Raw genomic sequence first — 21,440 nt, 5'->3', positions numbered from 1 at the left:
CGCGCGGGGGCCAAGGCGCGTGGTCTTACTGCGTCGCGGCGGTGCCGATCTCGGTGTTCACGAAGCCCGAGTAATCCTCGGCCACCTGGTCGATGCGGCCCGCATCGGCGAGGAACTGCGCGGTGGCGCGCATCGTCTCGCCCGCGCCGCCGAGCCATGTCTCGCCGAGCTGCTCGGAGAGGGGCACGAAGGTGAAGCCTTCGAGGATCGTGGGGATCTGCTCGGCCTCGGCACCGGTTTCGACGGCGATGGTCTTTACCGGATCGCTCTCGGCGGTCCAGGCGGCGGGATCGGCGAGATAGGCGGCGTTGGCCTCGTCCATGGTCTTGGCGAAGGCGGTCACGGCCTCGGCGTTCTCGTCGGCGAATTCGGCGTTCACCACCCAGCCGTCGAAGGTCGGAAAGCCCCATTCGGCGGTTTCGTCGGCGCCGACGAGCAGGGTGCCGGTCTCCAGGATCTGGCTTTGCACCGGTTGCCAGATAAAGGCCGCGTCGATCGCGCCCTGCTCCCATGCGGCGGCGATCTGGTCGGGCGGCATGTTGAGCAAGGTGACCTCGGCGGCGTCGATCCCGGCGTGATCGAGCGCGCCCATCAGCGAGAAATGCGCGGTCGAACCTACGGGCACCGCGAGCCGCTTGCCCGCCAGATCCTCGAGGGCCTCGATTTCGGCGCCGTCGCGCACGATCAGGCTTTCGGCGGTGCCGATCACCTGCGCCAGCATGAACATCTCAAGCTCCACGCCCTGGCTTGTCGCGATGGCGAGCGGGGAAGAGCCGAGCTCGGCGAGCTTGATGTCGCCCGAGGCCATGGCCGCGATCACCTCGGAGCCCGAGCCGAACTTGCGCCACTCGATGTCCCAGCCAGTGGCCGCGTCAAACTTGCCCTCGGCGCGGGCGACCTGCATCGGCGTCGGGTTGCCGAAATGGCCTATGGTCACGGTCTCGGCCAGTGCCGATCCGGCGGTGAGAAAGGTGGTGAGCGCAAGCGCTACGCGTATGGTCGTCCGTGTCATTTCATATTCCTCTGTCGGTTGGGATGCACCGACGCTGTCCCGCGCCGTTCTGCATGGGGTGTCAGGCGGCGGTGCCGGCCTGGTTGCGCGCGCCGAAGGCGGCGTCGCGGATGCCCTCGACCAGAAGGTCGAGCGTGTCGATGCCCTCCGCCTCGGGCGCGAGCGACCCGGCGATGAGCGAGAACTCGGTGCAGGCGACGAACTGCAGCGCGGCTCCGCGCCCGGCGAGATCGGCCGAGGCCGCGCGCAGCGTCGCCCGGCTGTCTGCGTCCGGACCACGCGCCTTGATCGCACGGATCGCGGCGAGCAGCGCGTCCTCGTCCTGCGGATGCAAAAGGGTGAGCCCGGCCTCGGCGCAGGCGCGGTCGAAGATCCCGATCTTGCGCAGGGCGGGCGAGCCCAGCAGGCCGACCTTGCCACCGGGGCCGACCAGCCGTGCCGCATGGCCGACCGAGAGCGCGATCATGTCGATGAACGGGACCGAAGCGGCGGCACGGATCTGGGGCGCGTAGTGATGCGCGGTGTTGCAGGGCATGGCGAGCGCGGTGGCGCCGCCCGCCTCGAGCCGGCGCGCCATCTCGGCCAGCACCGGGCCGGGATCCTCGCCGCGCCCCTCGATCAGCCGGGCGATGCGCGAGGGCACCTGCGGGTTCATGTCGACGAGAAGCGGCACGTGATCGGCGTCGTCGCGGGCCGGGGTGGCGGCGATCAGCCGCTGCATCAAGAGCACCGTCGCCTCGGGGCCCATACCGCCCAATATGCCGATCCGTTTCGGGGTCATGCCGCGCCCTCCGGGCTGCGCAGCGCCGCGAGGGCCGCGTCAAGGTGATGGGCGATCGCGTCGCAATCGGCCGGCTTGAAGGTGAGCGGCAGCCGCATGTCGAACAGGGTCGAGAGGATCGCATCGGTGCGGGGCAGGGCCTGCGCGCGCAGGTAGCGCCAGCTGCCATGGTTCGAGGTGAAGCCCACCGGCTCGGAAGCGCCGAACCATTTCAGCTCGACCCCGCGCGCCGCCGCCTCGGCGACCAGCTGCCGCGCCGCCTCTGCCCCCAGCCCCGGCAGCCGGAACTGGATCGAGGAGCCGACATAGAACTCGGGCTCGGGCCGGTGGGGCAGCGCCACGGCGGGTAGGGCGGAAAGGCGCTCGGCCATCCGGTCGTGCAGCGCGTTCCAGCGGGCGATCGCGTCGTCGAGCCGGTCGAGCTGCGGCAGCAGGATCGCGGCGCGCAGATTGTCCATCCGCGCCGACATGTTCGGCGTCTCCAGCCGGATCTTTTCGAACACTTCTCTAGCGGGCGCCGCGCCGTGGCGCTCGTAGAGCATGTAGGAGCCCGACATGATGATCGCGCGGGCCATCAGCTCCGGATCGTCGGTGGTGAGGAAACCGCCCTCGCCGGAATTCATGTGCTTGTAGGTCTGGGTGCTGAAGCAGCCCATCGGGCCGAAATTGCCGGAGCGGCGGCCGTTCCATTTCGCGCCCATGGTATGGGCGCAATCCTCGATCACGGTCAGACCGCAGTCTTCGGCGACCTGCATCAGCCGGTCCATGTCGCACAGGTGGCCGCGCATGTTTGACAACAGGAGGTGCCGCGCGCCCGAGGCGCGGGCCTTGGCGGCGAGGTCGTCCAAGTCGATCACCAGATCCTCGGTGATCTCGACCAGCACCGCCTCGGCCCCGATGGCGGCGACGGCGCCGGGCACGGGGGCGAGGGTGAAGGCGTTGGTCAGCACGCGGTCGCCGGGGCGCACGCCGCAGGCGCGCAGCGCGATCTGCATCGCCTGCCCGCCGGAGGCCAGCGCCAGGCAGTAGCGCGCGCCCTGCCATTCGGCATAGGCCGCCTCGAGCCGGGCGGTGAGCGAGACCTCGCCCGGCGCGGTGTTGTAGCGGTGCAGCCGCCCGGTGCGGAGCAGCTCCAGCGCTGCCGAGATGCCCTCCTCCGGGATCGGCTCCTGCTGGGTGAAGCTACCGGTGAAACGCATCTCGGCCATCTCTCACTCCGCCGCCAGTTTGTCGCCGGGCGCGCGGTCGAGCACCGCGTCGTAGCCGAACAGTGCCGCCGCCCCGCCGGTGTGCAGGAACACCACCCGCTCGCCCATCTTGAAGCGCCCCTTGCGGATGAGGTCGATCAGGCCGGCCCCGCCCTTGCCGGAATAGACCGGGTCGAGAAGGATGCCTTCGAGCTCCGCAAACATACGGATTGCCTCGATCGTGTCCTCGCGCGGGATGCCGTAGCCGGGGCCGACATAGTCACAGTTGGCCACCACATCCTCGCGTGCGACAACGTCCGGGCAGCCGAGCTTTTCGGCGGTCAGGCGGGCGAGCTTGTAGACGTTCTCTTCCTGCTTTTCGCGCGGTGCGCGCACGCCGATGCCCAAAAGCGGGATCTGCGCGTTGATCGCCTTGAGGCCGGTGATCAGCCCCGACTGGGTGCCGGCGGAGCCGGTGGCGGTGACGATGTGGTCGATCACCATGCCGGCGTCGTTGGCCTGACCCACCAGTTCGAAGGCACAGTTGACGTAGCCGAGCGCGCCGGTGGCGTTCGAGCCGCCGCCGGGGATGGTGTAGACCGTCTTGCCTTCCTTGCGGAACGTGTCGGCCACCGCCTCCATCTCGGCGTGCATGTCGAGATCGGGACCGCGGGTCTCGGTGGTGGCGCCGTGCAGATGGTCGAGAAGCACGTTGCCGTTGCGGTTGTAGTTGTGATCCTTGGACCCGGTGCGATCCTCGAGCAGCAGGTGGCAGCGCATCCCGAGCTTGGAGGCGAAGGCCGCGGTCTGTCGGGCGTGGTTCGACTGGGTGGCGCCCTGGGTCATCACCATGTCGGCGCCCATGGCCTGCGCCTCGGCCATGAGGAATTCGAGCTTGCGGGTCTTGTTGCCGCCGGTCGAGAGACCGGTGCAGTCGTCGCGCTTGATCCAGATCTCGGGGCCGCCGAGTTCAGCGCTCAGGCGGTCGAGCCGCTCGAGCGGGGTGGGCAGATGGGCGAGATGGACGCGGGGAAACCGGGCCAGATGCATGAGACGCTCCCGTTCAATAAATTCGTCAAACGGATGTTGCGCCCGATCAACCCCCTATGCAAATGCGAAGTTTTCAATCTAATATGCAAGATATGCATATTGTGGAGACCCTTGCATGCGGTTGGAATGGTTGGAAGATCTCGTCGCGGTCGCCGAGACCGGATCCTTCTCCGAAGCTGCCGAACGCCGTTCTTTGACGCAGTCTGCCTTTTCTCGCCGCATTCGGCAGATCGAGGACTATGTCGGGGTCGAATTGTTCGACCGAAGTCGCAAGCCGGTGCAGCTGCAGCGCACCACCGAAGCGCAGCGCGATCGAATCCTACAAATCATCCGCACGCTGCGCCAGCTGGTCGCTGATCTGCGCAGCGGCAGCCAGATGGCCGACAACCATGTCGTGCTGGCGAGCCAGCACGCTTTGACCACCTCGCGCACGCCGCGGCTGCTGCAGGGCGTGTTGGAGCGTCACGAGGCGATCTCGGTCCGTTTGCGCTCCGCCAATTTCGACGACTGCTTTGGCCAGCTGCTGTCGCGCAAGGCCGACATCGCGCTGGTTTACCGGATCGAGGGGATCGCACCCGAGGTGCAGGCCGATTATCTGGAGACGGTCGAGGTGGGACATGACCGGCTGATCCCGGTGCATGCCACGGCGCGACGGGCCGATCACCTGCGCGACCGTGCCATGGGGCAGTTGCCGATCGTCTCCTATCCGGACGAGGTGTTTCTGGGGCAGGTAATGAACCTGCTGATCTTGCCGAACCTGCCGCCGCCGCTGCAATCGGTGCAGCGGGTCGAGACCGCGCTGACCCTGGCCGCGCAGGAAATGGCGCAGGTCGGCATCGGCACCGCCTGGATCCCCGAGAGCCTCGCGCGCGACCGGATCGCCGAGGGGACGCTGACCGATCTCTCGGACGACTTGCCAAGCTGCGGGTTGGTGATCACCGCGATGCGGCTCACCGGCCCCAAGCGGCGGGCGGAGCAGACCGTCTGGACCGAACTGGTCGCAGGGTCGGATGCAGGGGCCTGACGCGACTGGGCCAGCGGTTCGCGGATCGGGCCGAATTGGATCGATGCGGGGCTGGAGTGTGACCTGAATTGTATCCGACGGACCGACCAAAAGGGGGTCAATCGAGGCAAGCGTCTCGGGCCTCTAGCCATTTCGACAAGGGGATGGTTGCCCGGGATCGGGAAGGTGAGGCCGTCGGCGCGATGTATTCGCGCATACATTTCGCGACAATTCTCGACTGTAGTCCGTGCTGGAACTGCGCCATCTCATGGCCAACCCCGGCGCGGCGCAGCGTCGCGTAAACCGGGGGTGAAGTTCCATTCGCAAGGACGGCAAGAATGAAATTCGCGAGCAAGATCAGCATCATCACCGTGATCGCTACACTATCGACCATGGCCGGAAGCGCGGCTTCGGCACAACAACAGCCGCGCGAGATGAGCCCGCTTTTGCGTGCCGAGGCGTTGCGGCAGCCGCGCGAGATGAGCCCGCTTTTGCGTGCCGAGGCGTTGCGGCAGGCAGGCGAGCGGTTCGACGCCGCCGACAAGAACCATGATCGCCGGTTGAGCGCCGAAGAGGCACGCGCAGGTCGGCCCGAAGGCCGCCCTGGCAAAGGGCAGGGGACGGGACAGCAACAGCGGCCCGCGCCCCAGCCGCAGGGTGAGTTCAAGCCGATCTCCCGCGCCGAAGCTATAAAGCGCGAGGCCGAGCAATTCGACGCCGCCGACAAGAACGGTGATGGCGTGCTCGGTGTTGCAGAAATGCGCGAGATGCGTTCGCCGCGCAGGTAAGGCGCAGCTTCGGTGAGATGCCGGTCCGGCACCAGCCGGCCCACATTCCCGGCAGGACCGCTGGAAAGAAGCTGACGGATCCTGCCTGATCGGACGAGACATCGGGCTTCGGCCTTCTGAAGCCTCGGCTCTCTCCTGTCGTCGACACTCGGTTCTTGCACCCTTGAGATGGCGGGAAACGTACTGCCAGCCTACCTCCCTCACCGCGCCCCGGACGTCGGGGAGGTGGCCGGAGGCCGTACCGGCATCTTCAGCAAGGACCAGGCCCGCTCGTGTCGCGAGCGGGCTTTTGGGTATCTTGGAAACGGATCGCTCGGCTGCGGCCCTCCCACGGGATGTTGTCGCACATCTCAAAGGCGGGTTTTGTCAGAGCCACGCTCCGCCGATCTTGGGCAGATCATCGAGAACGCAGCGCAGATGTGCGCGCATCGCGGCCTCGGCGGCGTCGGGATCTTGCGATGCGATGGCCGCGACGATGGCTCGATGCTGGCTCACGAGCCGGTCGAGCGGAAACTTGGCCGCCGTCAGGTATCGCACCCGGTCCATGTGCATCTTGATCGGTTGCAGATGCGACCAGGCTCCGGCGCAGCCCGCTGCCTCGGCGAGGGTGCGATGGAACAGCTCGTCATGCTCCATGAACCCGGTGCCGTCGCGGGCGGTCTGCTCCTGCACGACGATCTGGCGCTCCAGTTCTTCGATGAAGGAGGCGTTTGCAGTCGTGGCGGCCAGCCGCACGATGTCGGCCTCGACCGCTTCGCGCACGAAACGCGACACTTCGACTTCGCCCGCGTCGATCTTGCACACGAAGGTGCCGCGCTGGGGGCGCACTTCGACCAGCTTCTCACCCGCGAGCCGGATGAAGGCTTCGCGCACCGGCTGGCGCGACAGGCCATAGTCGGTGGCGATGTCCTGCTCGGAGAGCCGGGTGCCGGGGGCCAGTTCGCCTGTGACGATCCGAGCGCGCAGATGCGCGATCAACTGCGCACCGATCGGTGCGGTGGCGTCGAGCGTGAGCGTGCGGTCGCTGGGCGGGGGTGTCATCTCGTGTCCTCCTTCCAAACCAATTATGCATACTACCATACTTGTCAACTGGAGACGACTCACCTAGGGTCATGAGGAGATCGAGGAGGGGCGACATGCGACAGACTTGGCGTTGGTTCGGGCCTAACGACGGCGTCGGCATCGACGAGATGATGCAGGCGGGGGTCGAGGGCGTCGTCTCAGCGCTGCACCACCTGCCCACAGGGGCGGTCTGGAGCGGGCAAGAGATCGCCCGGCGGCAACGCGAGATCGCGACGCGCGTCGACGGGTCCGCCTCGGGGCTGGCCTGGGAAGTGGTCGAGAGCCTGCCGGTTTCCGAGGACATCAAGAAGCAGTCGGGCGACTGGCGTGCGCATCTTGCCGCCTACAAGCAGAGCATGGCCAACCTCGCGCAGGCGGGCATCGAGGTGATCTGTTACAACTTCATGCCCGTGCTGGACTGGACCCGCACCGATCTCGCCTATCGGGTCCGGCATGGCGGCACTGCGATGCGCTTTGATCTGCATGATTTCGCGGCCTTCGACATTCATATCTTGCAGCGTCCCGGCGCCGCCGAAAGCTTTCCCGTGGGCGTGGCCGAGATCGCCGCCGAGCGCTTTGCGAAGCTGGACGATGCGGCGCGGCAGGCGCTCACGACGAACATCGTTTCCGGCCTTCCGGGCGCAGCCGAGCACTTCTCGCTCGACGACGTGCGCGCGCATCTGGCGCAGTATACGGAGATCTCGGCCGAGACGCTGCGCGGCCATCTCATCGATTTTCTCGCCGAGGTCGCCCCCGAGGCCGAGCGGTTGGGGCTGAGGCTTTGTTGTCATCCCGACGATCCGCCGTTTTCGCTGCTTGGCCTGCCGCGTGTCATGTCGACCGAGGCCGACTACAGCGCCGTGATGCAGGCGGTCGACCTGCCGGCCAACGGCATCACGCTGTGCTCGGGTTCTCTTGGCGCACGGGATGACAACGACATCCCCGGCATGATGGAGCGCTTGGGCGACCGCGTGCATTTCCTGCATATGCGCAACGTGACGCGCGAGACCCCCGGCCTGCCTTGCTCCTTTCACGAGGCGGAGCATCTGGGCGGCGACACCGACATGGTGTCCTTCATCGCCGCGGTGCTGCGCGAGGAGGCCCGCCGCCGGGATGCAGGCCGCAGCGATGCCTCGATCCCGTTCCGCCCCGATCACGGGCAGGACATCCTCGACGATCTCAATCGACGCCCGCAGCCGGGCTATCCGGCGATCGGCCGGCTCAAGGGGCTGGCGGAGCTGCGCGGCGTGATGACGGCGTTGTGCCATGCCGAGCATGGGCTGAGGCTGTGAGCGCGCCGAGCACCGCATCGATGGAAAGCCGGGCGCGGCTAGTCCTCGAAATAATCGGGATGGGTCTCACGGATCCGGTCGATCGTCGGGATCAGTCGATCGAGGTGGCGACGGATCGTTGTCTCGACCCGCTGCGCGTCGCCTGCCAACACACTGTCGAGGATCTCGGTGTGATCCTCGACCAGCTCCGCCATTGCCGTCTGGCTGGTGAGGCTGAGCATGCACAGCCGGTCGACCTGCGCCTTTATCTTCGAAACGGTGGTAAAGGCGAAGTCCGCCCGCGCCGCTTGGCACAGAAGGGCATGGAATTCGTAGTCGAGCCGATGGAACGCGTCGGGGTCGTTATCTCTGACCGCCTCGGCCTGCCGAGCGAGATTTTCGCAAAGATGCGTGTCGATGCTGGTGTCGCGATCGGCGCAGGCCTGACGCAGAACTTCGACCTCGACGGCGGTTCGAATGTAGCGGGACTGCCGGATCTCTGTCAGCGAGAAAAGCCTGACGCAGCTCGACCGCTGGGGGCGGATGTGCAGCAGTCCTTGGTCGCTCAACCTGATGAACGCGGCGCGGACCGGCTGGCGCGACAAGCCGAAGCGCTTGGCGATCTCGACCTCGGATATCCGGGTTCCGGGCAGGATGCCCAAGGTGATGATCTCGTCGCGCAGGGTCTCGAACACGAAATCGCCGCTCGTGGCCCTGTCTCCCATCGTGTCTTTCATGCGCGCTCCCTCCGGTCAGAACCCGTGATGACGCATACACCATCGCGCGCCCGGACGATCCCCGCCAAAGCCCTTTCGGAGGCGAACGACGCGACGACAATGACCTCGCGCGGCCGATCAGACCCGCTGATCGAAGCGCTCAGTGGCCCATCAATCGAAATCTATTGCCGGGACGATACTGGGATCCTAGTGTCCCCGGCAAGAGCGCCGTCGGGCCGCGATACGGAGGGCAAAGAGGGCGAGGCCGGGGAGGCGGCCATCGGTCTCGGGGCAAGCAAAGAGAGTGCCTTCGGGCGTTCGATCCGCTTCGCATCCTGCGCGCGCGGCAGTGCCACGCCAACGGGGCCGCTCATCCGATCCCGGCCACGACAGGTGCAATCAAGACGTCACGACTCTTCCGGGAATGGCCCGGCCGCGAAGAGACCGACCCCGTTCCGAGGCCTGAAGGGAGGACCGACAATGTCACACATCACTCTGAAAGCTGCGCTTGCGACCGCAGTCACGCTGGTCACGCTGGGCACCGCCCAAGCGCAGGAAATCACGCTGCGCGGTGCCAGCATGTTCGACGAGGAACACGCCTTCACCCGAACCCTGCGCAAGTTCGAGGAACTGGTCGCCGAGAAATACGACGGTGAGCTGGAATTCGATCTTCGTCTGAACGGCGAATTGGGCGTCGAGTCCGACTACGTGACCTATCTTAACCAAGGCGTCGCGGTCGATTACACGATCCTCGCACCGTCCAACATGGCCGTCTTCGCGCCCTCGCTTCCGCTGATGGACATGCCGTTCCTGTTCCGCGATCTCGACCACTGGAACGCAGTGCTGTCCACGGACACGCTGGCACCGCTTGAAAGCGAACTGCGCGAGAAGGCGAACATCGTCATCGTCGGCTACACCGGCGGCGGCGTGCGCAACATCATCTCGGCCGATCCCATCGCGAACCTCGACGAGCTGGCGGGCTTCCGCATGCGCGTCATGGGCGCGCCGATCCAGGCCCAGACCTTTGCCGCCGTCGGGGCCGCGCCCTCGGCCATCGCCTATAACGAGGTCTACAACGCGATCCAGACTGGCGTGATCTCGGGGTTCGAGAACGAGGCCGCCTCGATCCAGAACCTCAAGTTCTATGAAGTCGCGCCCTATGTGACGCTGACCCAGCACACGATCACCGTCCGGCCCATCGTCGTGTCGGGCAAGACATTCGACGCGCTGCCCGAGGATCTGCAGGCGGCGATCATGGAGGCCGGCGAGGAAGCGGGCGCCTATGGCCGCGAGATCGAAAGCCGCGAAGACGCCGAGAAACTTCAGGAAATGGCGGATGCCGGGCAGATCACGGTGGTCGAGTTCGAGGGGCGCGACACCATGCTCGAGCAGGTGAAGCCGGTGCAGGACGCCTATGCCGAAGAGCTCGGGGCCAGCGATCTGCTGGAAACGATCCGCGGCATGTGAGCCGCACGCCGATCTCCGGGGGCGCGCTCGCGCGCTTCCGGAACGGCGAGCCTGACCCTGCGCCGACAGGGCGCGCCTTCCGACGCCAGCCCACCACAATTCTGACAGGGGACCCCCATGGTCGGACGCTTTCTCGAACGGTTCTGCAACCTGCTGCGGGTGCTGCTCGGCCTTCTGACGGCGCTGCTCGCCGTGCCGGTCGCGATGCAGGTCATCTCGCGCTACACCGGGATCATCCCGACCTATCTGTGGACCGAGGAGCTCTCGACCTTCATCTTCGTCTGGGTCGTGATGATCGGATCGATGGTCGCGGTCTGGGACGGCACCCATTTCGACGTGCGCGTCACCCCTGACGCGGTATCGCCCTTGGGACGCCTGCTGCAGGACGGGGTGGTGCAGGTGCTGATCCTGTTCTTCGCCATCCTCTTCATGATCTACGGCATCGAATATGCCGAATTCGGCGGCATCCAGCGCTCCGTGATGATGCGGGCCAACCTGATGGTCACCTACATCTCGGTGCCGATCGCGGGCTTGGTGTGGACCGTCTTCGCAGGCTACCGGCTGTGGCAGAACATCGACGCCTTTCGCGCCTCCAGGAGAATTTCATCATGATCATCGGCACCGGTCTGGCCTGCGCCCTGCTTGTCGGCGGTTTCATCCTGCTGGTGGCGATCCGGGTGCCCGTCGCCTTCGCGCTCGGGATTGCGACCGTTCCCGTCGTCCTGCTCGAACTGCGGCTGACGCCGTTCATCGTGCTGGACCGCATGTTCCAGTCCTACAATTCGTTCATCCTGCTGGCAGTGCCGTTCTTCCTGCTGGCGGCCAACCTGATGAACTCGGGCAAGGTGACGGACCGCCTGATCGAACTGGCCCGCGTCCTGACCGGCTGGATGCCGGGGGGGCTCGGCCATGTGAACGTCGCGGTCTCGATGCTGTTCGCCGGGATTTCGGGCTCCTCGACCGCGGATGCGGCGGGCTGCGGCAAGATCCTCATCCCGGCGATGGAACGCGCCGGCTATGACAAGCGGTTCGCGGTCGCGATCACCGCCTGTTCGTCGGTCATGGGCGTCATCATCCCGCCGTCGATCCTGATGGTCGTCTGGGGCGGCGTCATGCAGGTCTCGGTCGGCGCGCTGTTTCTGGGTGGGGCCATACCGGGGCTGATGATCGGGCTGTCTTTGATGGCGACGGTCTACGGATATGCCAAGCTGCGCGACTATCCCATCGCCGGGCGTCCGAGCTTTGCCGAGTTCTGGGCGGCGCTGAAGGGCGCGGCCCTCGCCATGCTGACCCCGATCCTCGTGATCGGCGGCATCGTCGGTGGCATCGTCACGCCCACGGAAAGCGCGATCATCGCTGCGGGCTATTCGTTGATCCTCGGGCTCTTCGTCTATCGCACCGTCAAGCTCCAAGACCTCGGGCATATCTTCTACGACACCGGGCGCTTTGCCTCGATCTCGCTCTTTGCGATCGGCACGGCTTCGGCCTTCGGCTGGATGCTGTCGTTCTACAACGTGCCGCGCCTGATCGTCGGCACGATGACGGCGCTGGAGTTCGGCCCCTTCGGTACCGGCCTCGTCATCGCGGCGCTGTTCCTGATCTTCGGTCTCTTCATCGACGCCATCCCGACGATCATCATCCTCGGCACGGTGTTGATGCCGGTGGCGCAGGCGGGCGGGCTGGACCCGATCTCCTTTGCGATCATCGGCATCGTGGCGCTCGCCTTCGGTCTCGTGACACCGCCCTACGGGCTATGCCTGCTGATCTCCTCAGCAATTGGGGGGCTGAATGTCGTGCAAGTGATGCGCGATGTGACGATCATCCTCCTGCCGATGCTGGCGATCCTGCTGCTTCTCATCGTCTTTCCCGAAATCTCGCTGTGGCTGCCGCGGATTCTGATGCCCGGAGCCTTCCGATGACGCGTCTCGACCTGCACCAGCTCTCCCGGCTCCCGGCGGGCGTGGGCCCGGCCTACGCCCCGTCGGCGCATGGCGTCGGGGTCCTGCACATCGGGCTCGGGGCGTTTCACCGCGCGCATCAGGCGGCCTGCACCGACGCGGCCTTGGCCGCGGCGGGAGGCGATTGGCGCATTGCCGCGGTCAGCCTGCGGTCGACCGAGACGGTCGATGCGCTCGCGGCGCAGGACGGGCTGTTCACGCTGGTCGAGCGTGGCGCGGACGGCGACCGCGCGCGGGTGATCGCCGCCATCGCCGAGACATTTGCGGCGGCGCGCGATCCCGAAGCGGTGCTCGCGCTCTTTTCCCGCGCGCCGATCCGCGTCGTGACGCTCACCGTCACCGAAAAGGCATATGGCATCGATGCAAACGCGATGGATATCGATCCCGCCCACCCAGACGTCGCGGCCGATCTGGCGGATCCGCGCCATCCCCGAGGGGTGCTAGGCTTGCTGGTCGAAGGGCTGCGGCTGCGGCGCGCGGGCGGGCTGCCATCCCCGGCGATCCTGTGCTGCGACAACCTCCCCGAAAACGGGGCGCTGCTGCGCGCGGGCGTTGTCGGCTTCGCGCACCGGGTGGACGAGGATCTCGCGGGCTGGATCGCCGAAACGGTCGCCTTCCCGTCGTCAATGGTGGACCGGATCACGCCCGCCGCGACGCAGGGGACGGCACGCCGCGCCCGTGAGTTGACCGGCGCAGAGGACGCGGCGGCGATCGAGACCGAGCCCTTCACGCAATGGGTGATCGAGGACCGATTTCCTCAAGGGCGCCCGGCCTGGGAAGCGGGTGGGGCGATCCTGGTGCCCGACGTGGCACCGTTCGAACGGATGAAGCTCAGGATGCTGAACGGCGCGCATTCGCTGACCGCCTATGCCGGGTTCCTCGCCGGTCACCGCTTCGTGCGGGATGCGATGGGAGACGCGGCCCTCGCGGCCCTCATCGACCGGCACATGGCAGCGGCGGCGCGCACGGTTGGCGCGCTCGACGGCATCGATCTCGGGGCGTACCGCGCCGAGCTGACCGCGCGCTTTGCCAACCCCGCCATCGCGCATGAGACCTACCAGATTGCCATGGACGGATCCCACAAGCTGTCGCAGCGCATCTTCGCTCCGGCGGTGGAGGCGCTCGAAGCCGGTGACGATACGGGCACCTATGCCTTCGCGATCGCGGCGTGGATGCGATATGCGATGGGGCGCGACGAGGCGGGCGGCACCTACGCGCTGCGCGACCCGCGCGAAGACGAACTGCTGGAGGCGGCGCAGGCCGCGGGTGGCGAAGCGGCCGCGCTGGTGCGCGCGCTGATGGCGCTCCCCAACCTGTTTCCAGAGGCTCTGCGCAACAGCCCGGCCTTCGTGCGCGCCGTGACAGAGCGGCTCGCGATCATGCTCGATCTCGGCATGGCCGAGGCGATCGCAAGGGAGGTGTCATGACCACCAGTTTTGATCAGGGCGATGGCCAGTTGGCTGCCTCGCGCTTTGCCGCCCACTTCATCCCGGCTTGGCTCGATATCGCATTGCCGTCGGGCGACGGCCCCGCCCCGGTCGTCGAGGCGCTCGGCGACGACGGCCCTCGCACCACGTTGGCCCAGTGCCGGACGGCCTTCATGCTCGCGCATCTGCATCTGGTCACGGGTCGACAGGATCTCCTCTCGGCGGCGGTGCGCATCTGCGACTTTGCCATGGAGCATCTGAGAGATCCGGACGGCGGGTTTCGATACGCGGTCGCACCCGATGGCGGCCCACTCGATGCGCCCGAGACACGGCTGCGGCGCAGCTATGACCAGTCTTTCGCGCTCCTCGCGCTCGCAACACTGCACCGCGCCGACGCCACCCGGTTTCCCAAATCCATGCTCGACGCCTGCTGGCAATTCATCGAGACCTCGCTGATCGATCCTGCCACGGGAGGCCTGTGGGAGGATGACCGGGGTGCCGAAGCATCGGTCCTCCGGGCCCAGAACCCGCAGATGCATATGCTGGAGGCCACGCTGCAGGCCTTCGAGATGACCTCTGATCCGGTCTGGCTCGACCGGGCGCGGGGCTTCGTGACCTTGGCCTTGGAGCGGCTGATCGACCCCGCGACCGGAGCGGTGTGCGAATTCGTCGGACCGGATCTTCGGCCGATCGACGGCGCGGAGGGCGCGCGCCGGGAGCCGGGGCATCAGTACGAATGGGCCTGGCTGCTGCGCCGCTATGCCGATTTCGCGCGAGAGTCCGCCCCGCTGGCCGCAGCCGACCGGATGCAGGCCTTCGTCGAGGCGCACGGCCTGCGTCGGGACGGCCCCCTTGCCGGAGCCCCCTTTGACGCGCTCGACGCGGCAGGCCGGGTCACGGAAGACACCCATCTGCTGTGGCCGTTGACCGAGGCGGGCAAACTCTATGCCGCGCGCGCCATCACGACGAATGATGCCGCCTGCGCAGCACGCGTGCGTCAAATCGCCGATACGATCTTCGGTCGATACTTCGCCGCAGACGGTGCCCCGATCTGGACCAACCGCCTCGACGCGGAAGGGCGCGTGATCTGGGACGCGGCGCTGAGCCGGCTGCTGTACCACGTGGCGGTCTTCGTCACGGAAGGCAGTCGCGCGGGCCTTTGGACGCTCGAAGAATAGGTCGGGCAGATCCACGCCGTGCGGCGTCCATACCATATCGGGATCAAACCAGGTCGTCAGGAAACCGCGCTTCTTTAGCGCCGCGTTGTAATCGGACCAGTTCTTGGTCTTGGGGCTCAGCTGCGTCGGTCGGCTGCTCATGCGCGCCCGCTGCCGTGCAGACTTCCAATGGTAAATCCCGTCAGTCTATTTGCGCAACAGAGTCCCATCCGATCAAAGGTAGATCTGAAGCTCAGCTCAATAACGCAGCATAGCAAGTGATTTTTGCAGCAGTACTCCTAAAAAGCCTTGACTTCTATTGGCCAGATTTTAAGGAGTTGAGGTAAGCGATAGTCAAAGATTGTGATTGAGGGCGCGTCTCGGACTGTAGCCTCGTGAATGGGTTCTCCCGCCGCTTTATGCGGATCATGCTTTTTATTGAGTATTGGATTTTTGATGCGACTCACATATATTGATGGGTTTCGGGGCATATTTTTGGTTTTCATGATGATTATTCATGTCAACGATATCCTCCATACAACTTTTGGAAAGCTGAACCATCATTACTTTGGTTGGGTCGAAGATGCTCAGGGCTTCGTATTCCTGTCCGGACTCGTCGTCGGCCTCGTATACGGTGGGCGCTATATCAACCTTGGTTTCGAAGCAATGCAGGCGGGCATATGGTCGCGCATCAAAACAATCTACTCGCACCAGCTTGGGCTGATACTCGTATTTACATTTTCCGCGTTGGTTTTTTCCTCCAGTTCAGGGTATGTTCCAGGGATACTCGGTTCGTATGATCGCGACCCAGTCGTTTTTCCGCTGCTCTCTGCTTTGATGGTGACTGGGTCAACTCACATGGGCATTTTGCCCATGTATATATTCTTTATGATCATGACGCCGTACGCACTCCGGCTACTGATACAACGCCAGTACACTATCTACATTGTGATTGTTGTCGCGAGCTGGGCGTTTGCGCAGACCCGGCTACCGGATGCGCTTGTCTTAGGCGCAGAAAATTTTTTCTCTAAAGACGGCCATGCGGTTAACCTCGGCATATTCTTCAATATCCTCGGATGGCAGGCGCTTTTCTTTGGAGGGCTTTTCATTGGATTTCTCATGGCCTCCAAGCGACTTGATATCGAATTTCTGAAGACCTCGGAGATGCGCAGTGTCTTCTTAATATGTCTATGTTTGATGTTTTTCTTCGGCATCTATGATCGGATCGTTTTTGATGCTTGGATTGGAGATGAATTTTCAGATTTAATAAAATCCGAATCTGACCGTGGCAACTTTAGCACCATCTACCTTGTTACTTTTCTAGTGGACTTGGTAGTTGTCGTGTGGATGCTAGGCCCAGGGGTGAGTGATCGGAATAACTTTATAGCCTGGGCTTCGAGGGCTCTAGGGTCGGTGGTTGCATTTCGACCGCTGGTGTTCTTAGGGCAGCACTCCCTTCATGTATTCAGCACCCATATCTTGATTACCTATGTGCTTGCCGCGCTGTTCCAAAGCGGTCCGCCTTCTGAGCCGCTAGGCATACTCATAATAATCGCGAGTCTAGGCACCCTGTACTGTGTCGCTTGTCTTCATTCTGCATACTTGTCACATAAGAAATATATGAGAGCAATGAAGTCATCCAGGTCCTAGAGTGAGGACTTCGGTGACGGGGGCGTACGGCTCTGTTGCGCAAATCAGCCCCGAGCATGACTGCTCCCTTTCCCGCATTCTTCAGCGGACGGCTTCGATCTCGGCCCTGCCAAGGGCTGAGAAGCGGTTCATGATGGCGATGCGGATCTGGATCTCGGCGACCTTACGATCAAAGTCCCGGGCCATGAGGCTTTGGCCCAGCAGCTTCTCAGGGTGCATCTTCGTCTCGCGCGGCTTCGGCGGTGATACCCACTCCAATGGCGCCATAGGGATCGCCCCAGATACTTCGACGCCCTGAGGGCTTCGTCGCGGGGCGAGCCTTGTCCGCTACCGGTTTAGGGGCAACGGCAAGCGCCCAAGCGGTGACGGGCTCTCAGGGCTTCGCGTTCTTGCGTGGCGGAAGGACCGCCTTCGCCCCTCGATCAGCGACGGCGTCTTGGCTCTTGCGTGTATCGTAGGCGCCGTCTGCCGCGTGACTAAGCCGATGTCTTGGTTGCCGGTGATCTGATCCAGCAGTTCTGGAAGCATGGGGGCATTACCAGTCCGGCTGTCCGTGATCTCGACGGCCCTGACCTCCCGCGTGGCCTCGTCGATCCCAAGGTAGAACTTGCGTCACAAACGTCGCTTTGGCCCGCCGTGCTTTCGTGCCTGCCATTCGCCTTTCCCCTCGGCCTTGATCCCAGGAGGCATCATGCTCGAACCGATGGCGCAACGATGTCGACCATGCCAAATAGCACCTTCATCGTCAGGCTCGCCCGGATAACGGCGTCGCTGTAGATATACTGGCGGCCCCCCTCTTCGCTCGGGAGCGGCGTCCAGACCATGTGGGGATAGAACTAGATCGCCAGGGAACCACGCTTCTTCAACGTCGCGTCGTAATCGAACCAGTTCCTGGTCTTGTAGCTCGGCGGCTTGGGTCTGCTGCTCATGCGCCCCAGCAAGCACACTGGATTCCGGAAATGAAACCTGCCAGTCCGTTTGCGCAACAGAGCCCTCCCCTCAATGAGCAAACGCGTCCCATAGGTGGGTTGCCACGGGCCTCATGGCCGACCTGCGCTGGCGAAAGATGAAAACCTCGATCTCGAAGTTAAGGTGAGTATGGGGCAGGACAATGTCCCGCAAGCGGTCCTGCGCCAACTCCTCGGCGATCAGATGCTCGGGCAGACGACCCCAGCCAAGCCCCGCCACCAGCAGTTGCTTCTTCATGTGCAGGTCGCTGACATACCACCGCCTCTGCCCCTTCTGGACGCCGAGCTCGCGGTCGAAAAGGCCTGAGGCCTGGCCGCTGTCCCGCGCGATCACTTGGTGGAACCGACGAAGATCGGCCAGCGTGCGGGGGGTATTCATGGCATCGAGGAGCGACGGCGCGGCGACGTTGCGCATCACCGATCCGGCCAAGGGCATGTAGTCGAAGCCTTCCTCCTCCAACATGACCGGGATCGCTGGAGCCAAGGCGAGCGCCGCGTTCCCGGACTGCACGGCCTCGATCGCGCCAGACAGAACCTCTGCGCGCAGTATGACACGGGTGTCGGGAAAGCGGGTTTGCAGCCCGGCCAACACCGGCGTCATGAGGTTCGGATCCGCCGCGGCGTCGATGGCGATGGTGATGGTTTCTTCCTGGCCTTTCTCGAAATGGCGGATGAGCTGAGTAAGATCCTCGGCCTCGGCCAGAACCCGCAGGGATTGCAGGTAGACCCTCCGGCCCACCGCTGTCAGCTCGAGCCTGTAGCCCGACCGATCGAAAAGCTCGGTCCCGGTCTGAAACTCCAACGCCTTCAGGGCCTGGCTCACCGCCGGTTGGGTGCGATTGAGGCTTTCGGCCGCCGATTTGACCGTTCCGGTTTCGACCACGGCGCGCAGCACCTTCAGTTGATCCAGCTTCATCTGCGCCTCACATTGATAAGCATTCCTAATATAGATGTGGAGAATATATAAATTTCAATCCATCACATCGGCACCTATCTCTGGATCAGCAAACGGAGTTACCCGATGAGACAGGTCACATCACAACATGACGTCCAGCCCGACCGGGTCGGAACCTTCACCATCGCCCGCGCTCTCCCCAATGCGGCGGTGCAATTCGTGGGGCCGATCATGCTTTTGGACCACCTGCCGCCGAGGGACATCGCACCGGGCGAGATCCCCGATCCCGACGGGTCCTTCGCGCATCCGCACCGCGGCATCGCCACCTTCTCCTATGTCCTCGAAGGCGCGCTGACCCATGCCGACAGCACGGGCGGGCATGGCACCATCACCGCGGGCGGCGTGCAGTGGATGAAGGCCGGTAACGGTATCGTGCATGACGAGATGATTTCTGCAGACCTGCGGACCTGGGGCGGCCGGCTGCACAGCTTCCAGTTCTGGATCAACCTGCCCGCCCGCAACAAGGCCGAGCCCGCCGAATATATGCCGGTTCCGGCTGAGGACCTGCCCGTCGTGCCACTGCCGGGCGGCCGGGCCCACCTCAAGGTGCTTCTGGGCGGATACGATGGGACCGCCTCGCCAATCCCGACCTTTGCGAATGAGTTCATTTGGCATGTCCGCATCGAGCCCATGGGCTCCGTTCAGGTGGCTCTGCCCCCCGATCTGCCCGTCGCGGGCTTCCTGCCCGGACAAGGCGGCATCGTGAGCGGAACCCAGGTTGCTGCGCAACGAACCTTGGTGCTGGGCAAAGACGGCTCGCAGATCGAGATCACCAACCCGGGTGCCGAGCCGCTCGACCTCCTGTTGTTCGGCGGTGCGCCAATCAACGAGCCGGTGGCAATGCGCGGCCCCTTCGTGATGAACACCGAAGCCGAGCTGACCGAGGGCTTCCGCGAATTCCGCGCCGGCAAATTCGGGCGCATCACCTATCCCTCCGAGACCGCCTGAGGCCTCCCACCGACCAGAACTGCGTCCTGCGTTGCGGATCATCCGCCGCCCGGGCGCCAGACAAGGAAACATCCCCATGTCCAAACGCATCGCCATCGTCGGCGGCGGCTATATCGGCGCCGAGCTTGCCAAGTCGTTCGACGACATTGCCGCCGTCACCCTGATCGAACCGCGCAGCCATTTCGTTCATGCGCCCGCGATGATCCGCGCGGTCGTCGATCCCTCGCTGCTCGACCGGGCCCTGATCCCCTATGACCGCCTGCTGAAGAACGGCCGCGTCCTGCACGCCCGAGCGAGCGGCGTTGAGGCGAACGGCGTGACGCTGGACGACGGCCAGCGGGTCGAAGCCGACTACATCGTCGTCGCCACCGGCTCGTCCAATGCCACGCCCTTCAAGCCCGTAGGCGAAGATATCGAGGGGTTGCGGCAGGCCAACCGGCGCATTCATGACCAGCTCAAGTCAGCACGAAAGATCGCCATCGTCGGTGCGGGGGCCGTCGGCACCGAGCTGGCGGGCGAGATCGCCCATGCCATGCCGAACAAGGAGATCACGTTGATCTCGGATACCGCCCGGCTGTTTCCCACCATGCCGGAGAAGCTCGGCACGGCACTGGCCAAAAAGCTGCGCGACGCGGGCGTGACCCTGATACTCGGGAAACGGGCCGAGAACCTTCAAAGCATGACCGAACCCTACGCCGGTCGCCTGACGCTGTCGGACGGGTCGGAACAGGACTTCGACCTGATCTTTCCCGCCTTGGGCTCGCGCGCCAGCTCCGAGTTGATCGACGGCCTGCCGGGCGCGCAAAAGAGCACCGCGAACCGCATCAAGGTGGACCCGTGGCTGCGCCCGTCGTCGTTGCCCAACGTCTTTGCCGCCGGAGACCTGGCCGACGCGGGCGACGGCATGACCATCGTCGCGACAAGCCGCCAGATGCCGTGGCTCAAGACGATGCTGAAGGGACTTCTGGCAGGCAAATCTCCCGAGGAGATGAAGCCCTACAAGCCATGGGGCCCCAAGGCACCGATCCTCGTGCCGCTCGGCCCGAAGCGCGGCAACTCCTTCCTCGGCCTGTTCACGGCAGGGGACCTGATGACCCGCAAGATGAAGGGCGAAGACCTGTTCGTGAAGAAGTACAACAAGCTTCTGAATCGAGCCTGAGAAGGCGGCACCGCGGCGGGCTGACCCTGCCCCCTTGGGTGGAGAGCTGCCCGTCGCGGCGGTCCGTTCGAGCGGCAGCTCAGCGGACCCGCCCGCCGTTCGCCGCACGCGCGCTGTGCCCAGCCTTGCAGGTGCAGCATTCTACAGCTCAGGCAGACAGCTGCCATTCGCTGCGGATTGTCAGAACAACAGCATTGCCGCATGAGATACCTTCAAGGAAGGGGGTCGGCCGCCCGGTCTTCGCATGCAAAATCAGACTGAATGAATGGCGTGCATTCAGTGACGGTCAAGTCGGACAGGCGGCTCCGGTCTCGATCCAAGCCCGGGTCAGGTCGCCGAACATTGCCTGCGTGCCGGGAGCCGGCGTGCGGCCTTTTCCAGGATGCCAGGCCCACCCGACAAGGCCATCCTCGGCGTTGTGCTCCTCGATCTCAGCCAACGATCGGTCGCCGTTGCGCTCGGGGTCCTTGAGTTGGGCGCAGATTTCCCCAACGCTCAGGCCAACCCACCCCATGCTGGTCGGTGGAAGGTGCCAGGGTTGATGGCCGGGGATACCACCCTCATTGCCCACGAACTCGACGTTCTCCGAGCCGTGACAGGAGGTGCAATGCAGGCCTGGAGGGCCAAAACCGCTCTCGTCCCAGCGCACCACGGGTGGCATGTGCGGCCGCATGTCGTCGCCTTGGAATGGCCGGTCGCCGACGGGGTGACAGTTCATGCAGCGCGGGTGGGTGATGACCTTGGCCATCTCTTTGAACAGAGCCTGCGAGCGGGCGGTTTCGTCTTCGATGCTCTCGAACGCCTCGGGGCCTTGCAAATCCTGCGCCGTGGCAGGGGCGGCCAGGATCGTGGCCGCCAATATCAGGTAGGTCGCACGCATT

Annotated in this window: 19 protein-coding genes and 2 pseudogenes; 11 read left to right on the top strand and 10 right to left on the bottom strand. The window is 64.7% G+C overall.

Going from position 1 to position 21,440, the window contains the following annotated elements; all coding sequences use genetic code 11:
- Positions 1-25 precede the first annotated feature (25 nt).
- The 4 genes from tauA to AADJ02_RS10520 form a co-directional block, all read right to left on the bottom strand.
- Positions 26-1,012, bottom strand: coding sequence for a taurine ABC transporter substrate-binding protein (gene tauA / locus AADJ02_RS10535; RefSeq protein ID WP_341212964.1), 987 nt, complete (start codon positions 1,010-1,012; stop codon positions 26-28).
- 61 nt (positions 1,013-1,073) lie between these two features.
- Positions 1,074-1,793, bottom strand: coding sequence for an amino acid racemase (locus AADJ02_RS10530; protein ID WP_341212963.1), 720 nt, complete (start codon positions 1,791-1,793; stop codon positions 1,074-1,076).
- Positions 1,790-3,001, bottom strand: coding sequence for an aminotransferase class I/II-fold pyridoxal phosphate-dependent enzyme (locus tag AADJ02_RS10525; RefSeq protein WP_341212962.1), 1,212 nt, complete (start codon positions 2,999-3,001; stop codon positions 1,790-1,792). Before AADJ02_RS10525 ends, AADJ02_RS10530 begins: the two co-directional genes overlap by 4 nt.
- Positions 3,002-3,004: 3 nt before the next feature.
- The gene (locus AADJ02_RS10520) at positions 3,005-4,030 is read right to left on the bottom strand and encodes a D-cysteine desulfhydrase (RefSeq protein WP_341212961.1); all 1,026 of its coding nucleotides are present in this window, start codon (positions 4,028-4,030) and stop codon (positions 3,005-3,007) included.
- Between the two features lie 115 nt (positions 4,031-4,145).
- Between AADJ02_RS10520 and AADJ02_RS10515 the strand changes: the two genes are divergently transcribed.
- Both AADJ02_RS10515 and AADJ02_RS10510 read left to right on the top strand, forming a co-directional pair.
- Entirely contained in the window at positions 4,146-5,054 is a 909-nt protein-coding gene (locus tag AADJ02_RS10515) for a LysR family transcriptional regulator (RefSeq protein WP_341212960.1), read from the top strand.
- Positions 5,055-5,371: 317 nt separating this feature from the next.
- Entirely contained in the window at positions 5,372-5,821 is a 450-nt protein-coding gene (locus tag AADJ02_RS10510; protein ID WP_341212959.1) for a hypothetical protein, read from the top strand.
- A 366-nt stretch (positions 5,822-6,187) separates the two neighbouring features.
- Here the strand turns inward: AADJ02_RS10510 and AADJ02_RS10505 are convergent, their stop codons facing one another.
- Positions 6,188-6,862: a GntR family transcriptional regulator gene (locus tag AADJ02_RS10505; RefSeq protein WP_341212958.1), complete on the bottom strand. Its 675-nt coding sequence runs from the start codon at positions 6,860-6,862 to the stop codon at positions 6,188-6,190.
- A gap of 95 nt (positions 6,863-6,957) precedes the next feature.
- Between AADJ02_RS10505 and uxuA the strand changes: the two genes are divergently transcribed.
- Entirely contained in the window at positions 6,958-8,175 is a 1,218-nt protein-coding gene (gene uxuA, locus AADJ02_RS10500; RefSeq protein ID WP_341212957.1) for a mannonate dehydratase, read from the top strand.
- Between the two features lie 38 nt (positions 8,176-8,213).
- Here uxuA and AADJ02_RS10495 read toward each other — a convergent pair whose 3' ends face one another.
- The gene (locus AADJ02_RS10495) at positions 8,214-8,891 is read right to left on the bottom strand and encodes a GntR family transcriptional regulator (RefSeq protein ID WP_341212956.1); all 678 of its coding nucleotides are present in this window, start codon (positions 8,889-8,891) and stop codon (positions 8,214-8,216) included.
- Positions 8,892-9,350: 459 nt separating this feature from the next.
- Here AADJ02_RS10495 and AADJ02_RS10490 point away from each other — a divergent pair, with 459 nt between their 5' ends.
- The 5 genes from AADJ02_RS10490 (at position 9,351) to AADJ02_RS10470 (ending at position 14,900) form a co-directional block, all read left to right on the top strand.
- The gene (locus tag AADJ02_RS10490; RefSeq protein WP_341212955.1) at positions 9,351-10,337 is read left to right on the top strand and encodes a TRAP transporter substrate-binding protein; all 987 of its coding nucleotides are present in this window, start codon (positions 9,351-9,353) and stop codon (positions 10,335-10,337) included.
- Between the two features lie 117 nt (positions 10,338-10,454).
- Positions 10,455-10,949: a TRAP transporter small permease subunit gene (locus tag AADJ02_RS10485; protein ID WP_341212954.1), complete on the top strand. Its 495-nt coding sequence runs from the start codon at positions 10,455-10,457 to the stop codon at positions 10,947-10,949.
- Positions 10,946-12,256 carry a TRAP transporter large permease gene (locus tag AADJ02_RS10480; RefSeq protein ID WP_341212953.1) on the top strand — a complete coding sequence of 437 codons (1,311 nt, stop codon included), beginning with the start codon at positions 10,946-10,948 and terminating at the stop codon, positions 12,254-12,256. The genes AADJ02_RS10485 and AADJ02_RS10480 overlap by 4 nt, the downstream gene beginning before the upstream one ends.
- Complete coding sequence (locus tag AADJ02_RS10475) at positions 12,253-13,722, top strand: mannitol dehydrogenase family protein (RefSeq protein ID WP_341212952.1); 1,470 nt, start codon at positions 12,253-12,255, stop codon at positions 13,720-13,722. Before AADJ02_RS10480 ends, AADJ02_RS10475 begins: the two co-directional genes overlap by 4 nt.
- A complete protein-coding gene (locus AADJ02_RS10470) occupies positions 13,719-14,900 on the top strand; it encodes an AGE family epimerase/isomerase (RefSeq protein ID WP_341212951.1) in 1,182 nt (393 codons plus the stop codon). Before AADJ02_RS10475 ends, AADJ02_RS10470 begins: the two co-directional genes overlap by 4 nt.
- Before the next feature lie 27 nt (positions 14,901-14,927).
- On the opposite strand, the pseudogene AADJ02_RS10465 reads toward AADJ02_RS10470, so the two are convergent.
- Positions 14,928-15,041: pseudogene (locus tag AADJ02_RS10465) on the bottom strand (IS5/IS1182 family transposase); the annotation flags it as partial.
- A 237-nt stretch (positions 15,042-15,278) separates the two neighbouring features.
- Here AADJ02_RS10465 and opgC point away from each other — a divergent pair.
- Complete coding sequence (opgC, locus tag AADJ02_RS10460; protein ID WP_341212950.1) at positions 15,279-16,529, top strand: OpgC domain-containing protein; 1,251 nt, start codon at positions 15,279-15,281, stop codon at positions 16,527-16,529.
- An 81-nt stretch (positions 16,530-16,610) separates the two neighbouring features.
- On the opposite strand, the pseudogene AADJ02_RS10455 reads toward opgC, so the two are convergent.
- Together AADJ02_RS10455 and AADJ02_RS10450 are read right to left on the bottom strand one after the other, a co-directional pair.
- A pseudogene (locus AADJ02_RS10455) lies at positions 16,611-17,458 on the bottom strand (IS5 family transposase).
- Positions 17,459-17,528: 70 nt separating this feature from the next.
- Entirely contained in the window at positions 17,529-18,413 is an 885-nt protein-coding gene (locus tag AADJ02_RS10450) for a LysR family transcriptional regulator (protein ID WP_341212949.1), read from the bottom strand.
- 105 nt (positions 18,414-18,518) lie between these two features.
- On the opposite strand from AADJ02_RS10450, the gene AADJ02_RS10445 reads away from it, so the two are divergent.
- Positions 18,519-19,400: a pirin family protein gene (locus tag AADJ02_RS10445; RefSeq protein ID WP_341212948.1), complete on the top strand. Its 882-nt coding sequence runs from the start codon at positions 18,519-18,521 to the stop codon at positions 19,398-19,400.
- Positions 19,401-19,431: 31 nt separating this feature from the next.
- Positions 19,432-20,559 carry an FAD-dependent oxidoreductase gene (locus AADJ02_RS10440; RefSeq protein ID WP_341212947.1) on the top strand — a complete coding sequence of 376 codons (1,128 nt, stop codon included), beginning with the start codon at positions 19,432-19,434 and terminating at the stop codon, positions 20,557-20,559.
- 286 nt (positions 20,560-20,845) lie between these two features.
- Here the strand turns inward: AADJ02_RS10440 and AADJ02_RS10435 are convergent, their stop codons facing one another.
- Entirely contained in the window at positions 20,846-21,439 is a 594-nt protein-coding gene (locus AADJ02_RS10435) for an Isoquinoline 1-oxidoreductase subunit (RefSeq protein WP_341212946.1), read from the bottom strand.
- Position 21,440: the final 1 nt, after the last annotated feature.

Source organism: uncultured Limimaricola sp. (assembly GCF_964022235.1).
Taxonomy (GTDB): domain Bacteria; phylum Pseudomonadota; class Alphaproteobacteria; order Rhodobacterales; family Rhodobacteraceae; genus Limimaricola.
This window is presented reverse-complemented; position numbering and strand designations above follow the sequence as displayed.

Excerpts from the sequence above, each read along its gene's own strand:
- tauA (WP_341212964.1), bottom strand. The coding sequence starts at position 1,012 with ATGACACGGACGACCATACGCGTAGCGCTTGCGCTCACCACCTTTCTC.
- AADJ02_RS10530 (WP_341212963.1), bottom strand. The coding sequence starts at position 1,793 with ATGACCCCGAAACGGATCGGCATATTGGGCGGTATGGGCCCCGAGGCG.
- AADJ02_RS10525 (WP_341212962.1), bottom strand. The coding sequence starts at position 3,001 with ATGGCCGAGATGCGTTTCACCGGTAGCTTCACCCAGCAGGAGCCGATC.
- AADJ02_RS10520 (WP_341212961.1), bottom strand. The coding sequence starts at position 4,030 with ATGCATCTGGCCCGGTTTCCCCGCGTCCATCTCGCCCATCTGCCCACC.
- AADJ02_RS10515 (WP_341212960.1), top strand. The coding sequence starts at position 4,146 with ATGCGGTTGGAATGGTTGGAAGATCTCGTCGCGGTCGCCGAGACCGGA.
- AADJ02_RS10510 (WP_341212959.1), top strand. The coding sequence starts at position 5,372 with ATGAAATTCGCGAGCAAGATCAGCATCATCACCGTGATCGCTACACTA.
- AADJ02_RS10505 (WP_341212958.1), bottom strand. The coding sequence starts at position 6,862 with ATGACACCCCCGCCCAGCGACCGCACGCTCACGCTCGACGCCACCGCA.
- uxuA (WP_341212957.1), top strand. The coding sequence starts at position 6,958 with ATGCGACAGACTTGGCGTTGGTTCGGGCCTAACGACGGCGTCGGCATC.
- AADJ02_RS10495 (WP_341212956.1), bottom strand. The coding sequence starts at position 8,891 with ATGAAAGACACGATGGGAGACAGGGCCACGAGCGGCGATTTCGTGTTC.
- AADJ02_RS10490 (WP_341212955.1), top strand. The coding sequence starts at position 9,351 with ATGTCACACATCACTCTGAAAGCTGCGCTTGCGACCGCAGTCACGCTG.
- AADJ02_RS10485 (WP_341212954.1), top strand. The coding sequence starts at position 10,455 with ATGGTCGGACGCTTTCTCGAACGGTTCTGCAACCTGCTGCGGGTGCTG.
- AADJ02_RS10480 (WP_341212953.1), top strand. The coding sequence starts at position 10,946 with ATGATCATCGGCACCGGTCTGGCCTGCGCCCTGCTTGTCGGCGGTTTC.
- AADJ02_RS10475 (WP_341212952.1), top strand. The coding sequence starts at position 12,253 with ATGACGCGTCTCGACCTGCACCAGCTCTCCCGGCTCCCGGCGGGCGTG.
- AADJ02_RS10470 (WP_341212951.1), top strand. The coding sequence starts at position 13,719 with ATGACCACCAGTTTTGATCAGGGCGATGGCCAGTTGGCTGCCTCGCGC.
- opgC (WP_341212950.1), top strand. The coding sequence starts at position 15,279 with ATGGGTTCTCCCGCCGCTTTATGCGGATCATGCTTTTTATTGAGTATT.
- AADJ02_RS10450 (WP_341212949.1), bottom strand. The coding sequence starts at position 18,413 with ATGAAGCTGGATCAACTGAAGGTGCTGCGCGCCGTGGTCGAAACCGGA.
- AADJ02_RS10445 (WP_341212948.1), top strand. The coding sequence starts at position 18,519 with ATGAGACAGGTCACATCACAACATGACGTCCAGCCCGACCGGGTCGGA.
- AADJ02_RS10435 (WP_341212946.1), bottom strand. The coding sequence starts at position 21,439 with ATGCGTGCGACCTACCTGATATTGGCGGCCACGATCCTGGCCGCCCCT.